The organism is Streptomyces mayteni, from assembly GCF_054783955.1.
Genome location: NZ_BAAGPR010000180.1, coordinates 1 through 9,432, shown reverse-complemented (window position 1 = coordinate 9,432; position 9,432 = coordinate 1). Strand labels below are relative to the sequence as shown.

At 71.1% G+C, this 9,432-nt stretch carries 9 protein-coding genes; 3 read left to right on the top strand and 6 right to left on the bottom strand.

Going from position 1 to position 9,432, the window contains the following annotated elements:
* Positions 1 to 87: 87 nt before the first annotated feature.
* The 4 genes from ACYVPE_RS37940 to ACYVPE_RS37925 all read right to left on the bottom strand — a co-directional run bounded on the left by ACYVPE_RS37940 (position 88) and on the right by ACYVPE_RS37925 (position 4,450).
* Positions 88 to 1,203, bottom strand: coding sequence for a GuaB3 family IMP dehydrogenase-related protein (locus tag ACYVPE_RS37940; protein ID WP_461038396.1), 1,116 nt, complete (start codon positions 1,201 to 1,203; stop codon positions 88 to 90).
* 85 nt (positions 1,204 to 1,288) lie between these two features.
* Entirely contained in the window at positions 1,289 to 2,794 is a 1,506-nt protein-coding gene (gene guaB / locus ACYVPE_RS37935) for an IMP dehydrogenase (RefSeq protein WP_461038395.1), read from the bottom strand.
* A 177-nt stretch (positions 2,795 to 2,971) separates the two neighbouring features.
* Positions 2,972 to 3,547, bottom strand: a complete 576-nt coding sequence (gene shbA / locus ACYVPE_RS37930) for an RNA polymerase sigma factor ShbA (protein ID WP_461038394.1) — start codon at positions 3,545 to 3,547, stop codon at positions 2,972 to 2,974.
* 291 nt (positions 3,548 to 3,838) lie between these two features.
* Positions 3,839 to 4,450 carry a response regulator transcription factor gene (locus ACYVPE_RS37925; protein ID WP_019431595.1) on the bottom strand — a complete coding sequence of 204 codons (612 nt, stop codon included), beginning with the start codon at positions 4,448 to 4,450 and terminating at the stop codon, positions 3,839 to 3,841.
* Positions 4,451 to 4,781: 331 nt separating this feature from the next.
* On the opposite strand from ACYVPE_RS37925, the gene ACYVPE_RS37920 reads away from it, so the two are divergent.
* The 3 genes from ACYVPE_RS37920 to ACYVPE_RS37910 all read left to right on the top strand — a co-directional run bounded on the left by ACYVPE_RS37920 (position 4,782) and on the right by ACYVPE_RS37910 (position 6,725).
* Complete coding sequence (locus tag ACYVPE_RS37920; protein WP_132818909.1) at positions 4,782 to 5,111, top strand: WhiB family transcriptional regulator; 330 nt, start codon at positions 4,782 to 4,784, stop codon at positions 5,109 to 5,111.
* A gap of 37 nt (positions 5,112 to 5,148) precedes the next feature.
* Positions 5,149 to 5,967 (top strand): SDR family NAD(P)-dependent oxidoreductase, encoded by an 819-nt coding sequence (locus ACYVPE_RS37915; protein ID WP_461038393.1) that lies wholly within the window; start codon positions 5,149 to 5,151, stop codon positions 5,965 to 5,967.
* A gap of 65 nt (positions 5,968 to 6,032) precedes the next feature.
* Positions 6,033 to 6,725, top strand: coding sequence for an ester cyclase (locus ACYVPE_RS37910; RefSeq protein ID WP_461038392.1), 693 nt, complete (start codon positions 6,033 to 6,035; stop codon positions 6,723 to 6,725).
* Positions 6,726 to 6,853: 128 nt separating this feature from the next.
* On the opposite strand, the gene groL is transcribed toward ACYVPE_RS37910, so the two are convergent.
* On the bottom strand, positions 6,854 to 8,479 hold the full coding sequence (gene groL, locus ACYVPE_RS37905; protein WP_461038391.1) for a chaperonin GroEL: 1,626 nt from the start codon (positions 8,477 to 8,479) through the stop codon (positions 6,854 to 6,856).
* A gap of 171 nt (positions 8,480 to 8,650) precedes the next feature.
* Positions 8,651 to 8,959, bottom strand: a complete 309-nt coding sequence (groES, locus tag ACYVPE_RS37900; protein WP_100569792.1) for a co-chaperone GroES — start codon at positions 8,957 to 8,959, stop codon at positions 8,651 to 8,653.
* Positions 8,960 to 9,432: the final 473 nt, after the last annotated feature.

Genomic DNA, 9,432 nt, shown 5'->3' with positions numbered 1-9,432 from the left:
GGCCCGCGGCGGCTGCGCCGCAGCGCGCGCAGCGCGGCCGCCCCGCGCGGAGCGCGGGACGAAGGGCGGGTGGGTGGGGAAAAACCCTCAGCGCGAGCGCGCCACCGTGACCTCGACCCGCTGGAACTCCTTCAGTTCGGAGTACCCGGTCGTCGCCATCGCCCTCCGCAGCGCGCCGAAGAAGTTCATCGAGCCGTCCGGCGTGTGCGACGGGCCGGTCAGGATCTCCTCCGTCGTGCCGACCGTGCCGAGGTGCACCTTCTTGCCGCGCGGCACGTCCTCGTGGACGGCCTCCATGCCCCAGTGGTGGCCGCGCCCCGGCGCGTCCGTCGCGCGGGCGAGGGGGGAGCCGATCATCACGGCGTCCGCGCCGCAGGCGATGGCCTTGGGCAGGTCGCCCGACCAGCCGACGCCGCCGTCCGCGATGACGTGCACGTAGCGGCCGCCGGACTCGTCCATGTAGTCGCGGCGGGCCGCCGCCACGTCGGCCACCGCGGTGGCCATCGGGACCTGGATGCCGAGCACGTTGCGCGTGGTGTGCGCGGCGCCGCCGCCGAAGCCGACGAGGACGCCGGCCGCGCCGGTCCGCATCAGGTGCAGCGCGGCCGTGTACGTCGCGCAGCCGCCGACGATCACCGGCACGTCGAGCTCGTAGATGAACTGCTTGAGGTTCAGCGGCTCGGCCGCGCCCGACACGTGCTCGGCGGAGACCGTCGTGCCGCGGATGACGAAGATGTCGACGCCGGCGTCCAGCACGGCCTTGGAGAACTGCGCGGTGCGCTGCGGCGAGAGCGCGGCCGCCGTGACGACGCCGGCCTCCCGCACCTGGCCGATCCGCCGCGCGATCAGCTCCTCCTTGATCGGCGCCGCGTAGATCTCCTGGAGCCGGCGGTTGGCCGACTCCTCGCCGAGCTCGGCGATCTCGGCGAGCAGCGGCTCCGGGTCCTCGTAACGGGTCCACAGGCCCTCGAGGTTGAGCACGCCGAGCCCGCCCTGCTGGCCGATCGCGATCGCGGTGGCCGGCGAGACCACCGAGTCCATCGGCGCGGCGAGGAAGGGCAGTTCGAAGCGGTAGGCGTCGATCTGCCAGGCGATCGAGACCTCCTTGGGGTCGCGCGTCCGCCGGCTGGGCACCACGGCGATGTCGTCGAAGGCGTACGCCCGCCGGCCGCGCTTGCCGCGCCCGATCTCGATCTCAGTCACGTCCAGAGCCTTTCCACGGGGTTGTGCGCCCCCCAGTATCGCGCCCCCGCGCCGCGGGGGACTCGGCGAGCACCGGGGGGACCGCTCAGCGTCCCGAGTAGTTGGGCGCCTCGACCGTCATCTGGATGTCGTGCGGGTGGCTCTCCTGGAGGCCCGCGGAGGTGATCCGCACGAAGCGGCCGCGCTCCTTGATCTCCGGGACCGTGCGGCCGCCGAGGTAGAACATCGACTGGTGCAGGCCGCCGATCAGCTGGTGGACGACGGAGGCCAGCGGGCCGCGGTAGGGAACCTGGCCCTCGATGCCCTCGGGGATCAGCTTGTCGTCGTCGCTGACCTCGTCCTGGAAGTAGCGGTCCTTGGAGTAGGAACGGCGCTCGCCGCGCGACTGCATGGCGCCGAGCGAGCCCATGCCGCGGTACGACTTCCACTGCTTGCCGTTGATGAACATCAGCTCGCCAGGGGACTCCTCGCAGCCCGCGAGGAGGCTGCCGAGCATCACCGTGTCGGCGCCGGCGACCAGCGCCTTGGCGATGTCGCCGCTGTACTGGAGGCCGCCGTCCCCGATGACGGGGATGCCGGCCTCGCGGGCGGCGAGCGACGCCTCGTAGATCGCGGTGACCTGCGGCACGCCGACGCCGGCGACCACCCGGGTGGTGCAGATCGAGCCGGGGCCGACGCCCACCTTGATGCCGTCGACGCCGGCGTCGACCAGTGCCTTGGCGCCGTCCCTGGTGGCGACGTTGCCGGCGACGACGTCGACCCGGTCGTAGTTGGACTTGATCTTGGCGGCCATGTCGGGCACCAGCCGCGAGTGGCCGTGCGCGATGTCCACCACCACGAAGTCGACGCCGGCCTCGATCAGCGCCTCGGCCCGCTCGTACGCGTCCCCGCCGACACCGACGGCCGCGCCCACGATCAGCCGGCCGTTCGCGTCCTTGGCGGCGTTGGGGTACTTCTCGGCCTTGACGAAGTCCTTGACGGTGATCAGGCCCTTGAGCCGGTTCTCCTCGTCGACCAGCGGCAGCTTCTCGATCTTGTGCCGGCGCAGCAGCTCCATGGCGTCGTCGCCGGAGATCCCGACCCGCCCGGTGACCAGCGGCATCGGGGTCATGACCTCGCGGACCTGACGGCTGCGGTCGGGCTCGAAGGCCATGTCGCGGTTGGTGACGATGCCGAGCAGCCGGCCCTCGACGTCCGTGACGGGCACGCCGCTGATCCGGAACCGGCCGCACAGCTCGTCGGCCTCGCGGAGCGTGGCGTCGGGACGGATGGTGATCGGGTCGGTGACCATGCCGGACTCGGACCGCTTGACGCGGTCGACCTGGGCGGCCTGCTCCTCGATGGAGAGGTTGCGGTGCAGCACGCCGGCGCCGCCCTGCCTGGCCATCGCGATGGCCATCCTGGCCTCGGTGACCTTGTCCATCGCGGCGGAGAGCAGCGGAACGTTTACCCGCACGTTCTTCGAGATGCGCGAGGAGGTGTCGATGTCCTGCGGCGCCAGGTCGGCCGCGCCGGGCAGCAGCAACACGTCGTCGAAGGTCAGCCCGAGGGAGGCGAACTTCTCGGGGACCTCGCCCGCGTAATCAGTCATGACAGCGTTACAGCCTTTCCCGCATCTCCGGCCCGCATCTCCGGCGTACTCCCCTTGGGCTCACCCAGCCGGGGTGCACTCCATGCTACGGCTCCCGGCGCGGGCCGAGGACCGGACGGCCGGACCTCGCCCACCAGGGTGACGAGGCCCACTCGGCCCCGGCCGGGAACCGGCGCCCTACCGGCCGGCCAGCGCGCGCAGCCTGGTGAGCGCCCGGTGCTGGGCGACCCGGACGGCGCCCGGCGACATGCCGAGCACCTGACCCGTCTCCTCGGCCGTCAGCCCGATGGCGACCCGCAGCAGCACCAGCTCGCGCAGGTGGTCGGGCAGGTTGGCGAGCAGTGTCTTGGCCCACTCGGCGTCGCTGCTCTGCAGCGCGCGCTCCTCGGGGCCGAGCGAGTCGTCGGGCCGCTCCGGCATCTGGTCGGACGGCACCGCGGTCGAGCCCGGGTGGCGCAGCGCGGCGCGCTGGAGGTCGGCGACCTTGTGCTGGGCGATGCCGACGACGAAGGCGTCGAACGGCCGGCCCGTGTCGCGGTAGCGCGGCAGGGCGCACAGCACCGCGAGGCAGACCTCCTGCGCGAGGTCGTCGACGAAGTCCCGGGCCTCGGTGGGCAGCCGGGCGAGGCGGGTGCGGCAGTACCGCAGCGCCAGTGGATGCACGTGGGCCAACAGATCGTGGGTCGCCTGGGCGTCGCCCTCGGCGGCACGATGCACGAGGGTGCCGATCCCGGTTGCCTCGTCATCGCGCATCGGTCCATGGTGCACCGTCGCCTCACGTTCCGAACCACCGTGGGCTGAGTTGTGCACCGAAGCGTTATGTGTGGGAGCGCTCAGAGTCATGTTCCCTGCCCTCCCCTTACAGCTGGCCGGCTCGTCCCCGATGAGCGTCATGCCTTCAAGGATGCGGCACCCGGGAACTTTTTGAGCACGGCCTCCCGACCTGCGTGCTCCCGGGCCACTCACCGGACGGGGTGACGGGCGCCGCGCCCCCCGTCCGGCCACCCTCCCCCGGCGCTTACCGGGGGGCTTCTCCATGGCCCGTCAGCGGACCAGGCCCCAGCGGAATCCGAGGGCCACGGCGTGCGCCCGGTCCGAGGCGCCGAGTTTCTTGAACAGCCGGCGGGCGTGCGTCTTGACGGTGTCCTCCGAGAGAAAAAGCTCACGCCCGATCTCCGCGTTGGACCGGCCGTGGCTCATCCCCTCGAGCACCTGGATCTCGCGGGCGGTGAGCGTGGGGGCCGCGCCCATGTCGGAGGAGCGGAGCCGGCGGGGCGCGAGACGCCAGGTCGGGTCGGCCAACGCCTGGGTGACGGTGGCCCGGAGCTCGGCGCGCGAGGCGTCCTTGTGGAGATAGCCGCGGGCGCCGGCGGCCACGGCGAGCGCCACGCCGTCCAGATCCTCGGCGACGGTGAGCATGATGATGCGGGCCCCGGGATCGGCGGAGAGCAGCCGACGCACGGTTTCCACGCCCCCAAGCCCGGGCATGCGCACATCCATCAAAATGAGATCGGACCGATCGGCGCCCCAGCGGCGCAGGACTTCCTCGCCGTTGGCCGCCGTCGTGACCCGCTCGACGCCAGGCACGGTCGCCACCGCGCGGCGCAGCGCCTCCCGGGCGAGCGGGGAGTCGTCGCAGACAAGGACGGACGTCATGGCCGGCCTCCGCAGCTGATGCGCATCACGTTGAGCCTCCAGGCAGTTGTGTGTCGTCATCTGTGCGGTTGACCAGGCCCGTCAACCGCCTCCGCCCTCTCAACGACGGTCACCCGAAAGAGTTACGGCCGCCAACCACACAGCACCAGCACTCTACGTGACCGAAAGATCACTGGGGAGCCCCTCTCCGGTAAACACGCCGAACATTGATTTTGTCCTTTTTAGACCTTCTTGCCCATCTTGAGGTGTCTGCGGCTATATTCAGCTGGTAGTCATATTTACATCAGCTTGATGAGGCTTTGGCAGCAATCGAAGACGATGGGACACCGTCATGGCAGACTTCTCGCGCCTTCCCGGCCCCAACGCCGACCTGTGGGACTGGCAGCTGCTCGCCGCCTGCCGCGGCGTCGACAGTTCGCTGTTCTTCCATCCCGAGGGTGAGCGCGGCGCCGCGCGCAGCGCACGCGAGGAGGCGGCCAAGGAAGTGTGCATGCGCTGCCCGGTACGCGCGGAGTGCGCGGCGCACGCGCTCTCGGTCCGCGAGCCCTACGGGGTGTGGGGCGGGCTCACCGAGGACGACCGCGAGGAGCTGCTCGGCCGCGCCCGCCGCGACCTCGTCAACGCCTCGACCCGCGAGAACGGTCGGGACGCCCACTCCTAGCCACCGGCCGGGCCACGCCGACCACTACGGTTCGGCTATGACAACCGCATTGGTGACGGGAACGACCGTGGGCCTCGGCGCGGCCTTCGCACGCCGGCTGGCGCGCGACCGACACGACCTCGTGCTGGTGGCCCGCGACGGGGAAGCGCTGCGCCGACAGGCCGCGGAGCTGCACGACCGGCACGGCATAGAGGCCACCGTGCTGGTCGCCGACCTGGCCACGGACGAGGGCATCGAGGCCGTGGAGCGGCGCCTCACGGACCCCGACCGACCGGTCGGCCTGCTCGTCAACAACGCCGGGTTCGCGCTGCGCGGCACGTTCCTCGACGCCCCGGTGGACGACGAGCTGCGGATGCTCAGGGTGCACTGCGAGGCGGTGCTGCGGCTGACGACCGCGGCCGCCGGCACGATGCGCCGGCGCGGCCGCGGTGCGGTGATCAACGTCGCCTCGGTCGCGGCGTTCGTGCCGCGCGGCACCTACGGCGCCTCCAAGGCGTGGGTGGTGCAGTTCACCGAGGGCGCGGCCCGGGACCTGGCGGGCAGCGGGGTGCGGCTGATGGCGCTCTGCCCCGGGTTCGTCCGCACCGAGTTCCACCAGCGGGCCGGCCTGAGCACCGACGACATCCCGGGCTGGATGTGGCTGGACGCGGACCGGGTGGTGGACGCCGGGCTGCGCGACCTGGCGCGCGGCCGGTCGCTGAGCATCCCGGACGCCCGCTACAAGACGCTGATCGGGGCCAGCCGGCTGGTGCCGCGCGGGGCGCTGGGCGGCGTCTCCGCGCGGGCCGGGCGCAAGTACGGGCCCAAGCGCCGCGGCGACGCGCCGGAGCGCCCGAACGATTCCGAACCATTGTGATGAATCAGGCATAAGCGACTAGGCTGAAGATATGAGCATCAGGCGCCTAGAGACTCGGATTCATCATGACTTTCGTACAGGTAATCGATTGCCGGACCAGCCGGATCGATGAGCTGAACCGGCTGATGGACACCTGGGTGGCCGGCACGCACGGCAGGCGGACGGCCACCCACTCGGTGGTGGGCAAGGACCGGGAGGACTCGGCGCACGTCGTCGAGATCGTGGAGTTCCCCTCGTACGAGGAGGCCAGGCGCAACTCGGAGTTGCCCGAGACCGAGCGGATCTTCGAGGAGATGGTCGCGCTCTGTGACGATGTGCCGCGCTTCACCGATCTGGACGTGGTGCGCGACGAGCAGCTGAACGAGGCGGTCGCCAGGCGCTTCTTCGAGCGGATCGGCGACGGCGACCCGCACGCCCTGAGCGGTCTGTGCACGCCCGGCTACCTGGACCACGACCCGGGCAACGGCCCGGAGCCGGTCGGTCTGGCCGAGGCCGAGGCGGTCACCGCCCGCTACATCGGTGCCCTCTCGCCCCGCTTCACGATCGACGGCCAGGTGGCCGAGGGTGACACGGTGACCACCCGCTGGACGGTCACCGGCACCAACGACGGCGAGTTCATGGGCCTGCCGGCGACCGGCCGGCCGGTCCGGGTGACGGGGCAGACCACCCACCGGTTCGAGCACGGGCTGATCGCCGAGGCCTGGTGGAACTGGGACCAGCTGGGGCTGCTGAACCAGCTCGGCATGGTCGAGCTCTGATCCCGCTGGTGTGACCACGTGTGACCGCATACGACAGGGAAGGGCCCCCGCCCGCGAGATGATCGCGGGCGGGGGCCCTTCCGCCGTGCCCGTGCCGCGCCTCGGTGCGCGTGGCTCGGTGCCGTGGCTCAGTGCGCGTGGCCGTGGCCGCCGTGGCCGGCCTGCTCCGGCTCCTCTTCCTTCTTCTCCACCACCAGGGTCTCGGTGGTGAGCAGCAGGGCGGCGATGGAGGCCGCGTTCTGCAGCGCGGAGCGGGTCACCTTGACGGGGTCGATGACGCCGTCCTTGACCAGGTCGCCGTAGGTGCCGGTGGCCGCGTTGTAGCCCTGGCCCTTGTCGAGCTCGGACACCTTGGAGGTGATCACGTAGCCCTCGAGGCCCGCGTTCTCCGCGATCCAGCGCAGCGGCTCGACGGCGGCGCGGCGCACGATCGCGACGCCGGTCGCCTCGTCACCCGAACGGCCCAGGCCGTCGGCGAGAACCTTGGCGGAGTGCACCAGGGAGGCGCCGCCGCCCGGGACGATGCCCTCCTCGACCGCCGCGCGGGTGGCCGAGATGGCGTCCTCGAGACGGTGCTTCTTCTCCTTCAGCTCCACCTCGGTGGCGGCACCGACGCGGATCACGCAGACGCCGCCGGCCAGCTTGGCCAGCCGCTCCTGCAGCTTCTCGCGGTCCCAGTCGGAGTCGGTGCTGTCGATCTCGGCGCGGATCTGGGCGACCCGGCCCTCGATGTCGGCCGAGGAGCCGCCACCGTCGACGATGGTGGTGTCGTCCTTGGTGATGGTGACGCGGCGGGCCGAGCCCAGCACGTCGAGGCCGACCTGGTCGAGCTTGAGGCCGACCTCCTCGGAGATGACCTGGCCGCCGGTCAGGGTGGCCATGTCGCCGAGCATCGCCTTGCGGCGGTCACCGAAGCCGGGGGCCTTGACGGCCACCGAGTTGAAGGTGCCGCGGATCTTGTTGACGACGAGGGTGGACAGCGCCTCGCCCTCCACGTCCTCGGCGATGATCAGCAGCGGCTTGGAGGCGCCCGCCTGCATGATCTTCTCCAGCAGCGGGAGCAGGTCCTGGATGGAGGAGATCTTGCCCTGGTGGATCAGGATGTAGGGGTCGTCGAGGACGGCCTCCATGCGCTCCTGGTCGGACACCATGTAGTGCGACAGGTAGCCCTTGTCGAAGGCCATGCCCTCGGTGAACTCGAGCTCGAGGCCGAAGGTCTGGGACTCCTCGACGGTGATCACACCGTCCTTGCCGACCTTGTCCATCGCCTCGGCGATCAGCTCGCCGACCTGCTTGTCCTGCGCGGACAGCGCGGCGACGGCGGCGATGTCGGCCTTGGAGTCGATCGGACGGGCGCTGGCCTTCAGGTCCTCGGCGATCGCCTCGACCGCGGCGTCGATCCCGCGCTTCAGACCGGAAGGGGAGGCACCGGCGGCCACGTTCCGCAGACCCTCGCGGACCAGGGCCTGGGCCAGCACGGTGGCGGTGGTGGTGCCGTCACCCGCGATGTCGTTGGTCTTGGTCGCCACCTCCTTGACGAGCTGGGCGCCGAGGTTCTCGTACGGGTCCTCGACCTCGACCTCACGGGCGATGGTGACGCCGTCGTTGGTGATGGTCGGCGCGCCGAACTTCTTGTCGATGACGACGTTGCGACCCTTGGGGCCGATCGTCACCTTGACCGTGTCGGCCAGCTTGTTCACGCCACGCTCGAGGGCGCGACGGGCGTCCTCGTCGAACTTCAGGATCTTCGCCATCGGTTGGGTGTCCCTTGTGCCTTGTCTTCTTCTGAGGGCGGGTTCCGCTGAGCGGGCTACGCTGCGGGCTGAGCCGCGCCGCCACACAACGACGCCCCGGCCCGGCCGTGCTTCAGATCAGGCGCGGGTCCCGGGGCGCGTCGGTGGCGAACTGCTCTCGACCGGTCCGAGTTACTTCTCGATGATCGCGAGCACGTCGCGGGCGGAGAGGACGAGGTACTCCTCGTTGTTGTACTTCACCTCGGTGCCGCCGTACTTGCTGTAGAGCACGACATCGCCGACCTTGACGTCGAGCGGGAGCCGGTTGCCGTCCTCGAAGCGACCCGGGCCCACGGCCAGGACGACGCCCTCCTGGGGCTTCTCCTTGGCGGTGTCCGGGATGACCAGGCCCGAGGCCGTGGTCTGCTCGGCGTCGAGCGGCTGGACCACGATGCGGTCCTCGAGCGGCTTGATGGCAACCTTGGTGCTGGCGGTCGTCACGATCCGACCTCCCCCTTCGGAGATCTCGCGGGGTCTTCATGTCTGGGTTGCGACCTGGGGAACCGTCGTCGCGGGTGCCGGATCCGCCTGTCGCGTTATTGGCACTCCCATGTTGAGAGTGCCAGCGTTGAGACTCTAGGCCGCGGTTAGCACTCAGTCAACTAGAGTGCCAGTCGCCCTGGCGGGCGAAGCGCCTCCCCACGGCCCCGGGGTGCCGAATCCGCCCCCTTGAGCGGGATGTCACGAACACGCTTACGAATGCCTGGCGGCCGGCCAAGCGTTGCGCGCCGTAGGCGCGGACTGTCGGCGCCCCGCGCCCGCCGGCCCGGGCGGCCGGGCGCGGGACGCGCGTTGCGGGGGCAGACCGGGCGCGGGGCGCCCGAGCCACGAACCGCCTTGGCAGGCGAAGCGCCGGGCGCTGCGCGCCAGAGCTGCGCGCGGAGCTGGCGGCGCGCGGGCACCGGCTGGAGTCG

What these genes read in the sequence shown, in the direction of transcription:
- guaB (WP_461038395.1), bottom strand. Translation starts at nt 2,794, where the DNA reads ATGACTGATTACGCGGGCGAGGTCCCCGAGAAGTTCGCCTCCCTCGGG.
- shbA (WP_461038394.1), bottom strand. Translation starts at nt 3,547, where the DNA reads ATGCGCGATGACGAGGCAACCGGGATCGGCACCCTCGTGCATCGTGCC.
- ACYVPE_RS37925 (WP_019431595.1), bottom strand. Translation starts at nt 4,450, where the DNA reads ATGACGTCCGTCCTTGTCTGCGACGACTCCCCGCTCGCCCGGGAGGCG.
- ACYVPE_RS37920 (WP_132818909.1), top strand. Translation starts at nt 4,782, where the DNA reads ATGGCAGACTTCTCGCGCCTTCCCGGCCCCAACGCCGACCTGTGGGAC.
- ACYVPE_RS37915 (WP_461038393.1), top strand. Translation starts at nt 5,149, where the DNA reads ATGACAACCGCATTGGTGACGGGAACGACCGTGGGCCTCGGCGCGGCC.
- ACYVPE_RS37910 (WP_461038392.1), top strand. Translation starts at nt 6,033, where the DNA reads ATGACTTTCGTACAGGTAATCGATTGCCGGACCAGCCGGATCGATGAG.
- groL (WP_461038391.1), bottom strand. Translation starts at nt 8,479, where the DNA reads ATGGCGAAGATCCTGAAGTTCGACGAGGACGCCCGTCGCGCCCTCGAG.